The organism is Roseovarius sp. MBR-79, from assembly GCF_053628555.1.
Window position 1 is genome coordinate 1 of record NZ_JBRJGP010000075.1, and the last position, 1,320, is coordinate 1,320.

Consider the following 1,320-nt stretch of genomic DNA (forward strand, 5'->3'; position numbering starts at 1 on the left):
GGTTTTGAACGCTTCGGGCAACTCCCAGCCCTGCAGAGGCGTGGCCTGATCGAAGGACATGATCTTGCGTTCGATCAGCGCCAGGTAATGCAGTGGATCAAACACCATGTCGCCGGTGTCATAGGAGCGCGAATGCTCGGCGATCACCTCGGCGCCGCAGCCGATGACAACCCGGGTCACGAAGCCCTTGATCCAGACCGCACGGTGGCCGTAGGCAACCGGCACCGAGTAATCATTGCCGCGATAGCGCACCACCGATGTCGATGTGACCTGGCCACTTTGCAACTCACAGGCCTCAAAGGGGGTGCCGGGCAAATCCCGCATCGCCGCGAGATCGGCCTTCAGCCGTTCCCCGATGCTGACCTTGTGGCCACGCAGAACATCACCCTGGCGCTTGCGGCACTGCTCTTCCAGGTGAGCGTTGAACGCGTGCCAGTCCGGAAAGGACGGGATCGGCACCATGAAGTTGCGACGCCCGTAGCCGACCAGCCCCTCCACGGCCCCTTTGTCATTGCCCTTGCCCGGACGGCCATAGCGGTCCCGGATCACGTAATGCGACAACATCGCGCTGAACCGCTGGGTTCTTTGCCGGGAGCCATCCGGCAGAATCCGAGCAACCAGGCAGCGGTCATTGTCATAAAGAATCGACTGGGGAACCGCGCCGAAGAACGCAAAGGCATGGACATGGCCGTCAAGCCACGCCTCGGTATTGGCCGCAGGATAGGCCCGGATGTAGCACGCGTCGCTGTGCGGCAGATCGAGGGCAAAGAAGTGTGCCTTCTGCTCGACGCCGCCGATCACGACAAGCGCTTCACCAAAATCGGCCTGTGCATGACCGGGCGGATGGCTCAGCGGCACGAACATCTCCTTGCCGGTCCGCTTCCGGTCTCGAACGTAATCCTTAACGATGGTGTAGCTGCCATCAAAACCGCACTCGTCCCGCAACCGCTCGAAAATACGCTTTGCGGTGTGACGCTGCTTGCGAGGGCGGCCCCTGTCTTCAGCAAGCCATTGGTCCATCTGGCTGGTGAACGCATCCAGCTTCGGGCGCCTGATCGGCGCTGTCCGCCGATATCCCGGTGGCTCCGAATAGGCCAACATCTTCGCAACACTGTCCCGGCTGATCCCAAAATCCCGGGCAATCTGACGCCCGCTCAATCCATCCTGGAAATGAGCGTGACGCACCTTCAAATACAAGTCCACGGTGTATATCCCCAAGCCCTCCCGAAATCCGAAAGGACAAAAGTGGCCGACTTTTACGCCGCCCGCGACAACACTATGCCGCCGCTACCGTGGCCGAGTATTGCTCCGCCGATTACA

At 60.8% G+C, this 1,320-nt stretch carries 1 protein-coding gene; it reads right to left on the reverse strand.

The annotated features are described in order from the left end of the window. A partial coding sequence (istA, locus tag ACSSV8_RS20195) for an IS21 family transposase (protein ID WP_454283679.1) occupies positions 1-1,203 on the reverse strand: 1,203 nt, incomplete at its 3' end. Positions 1,204-1,320 lie beyond the last annotated feature (117 nt).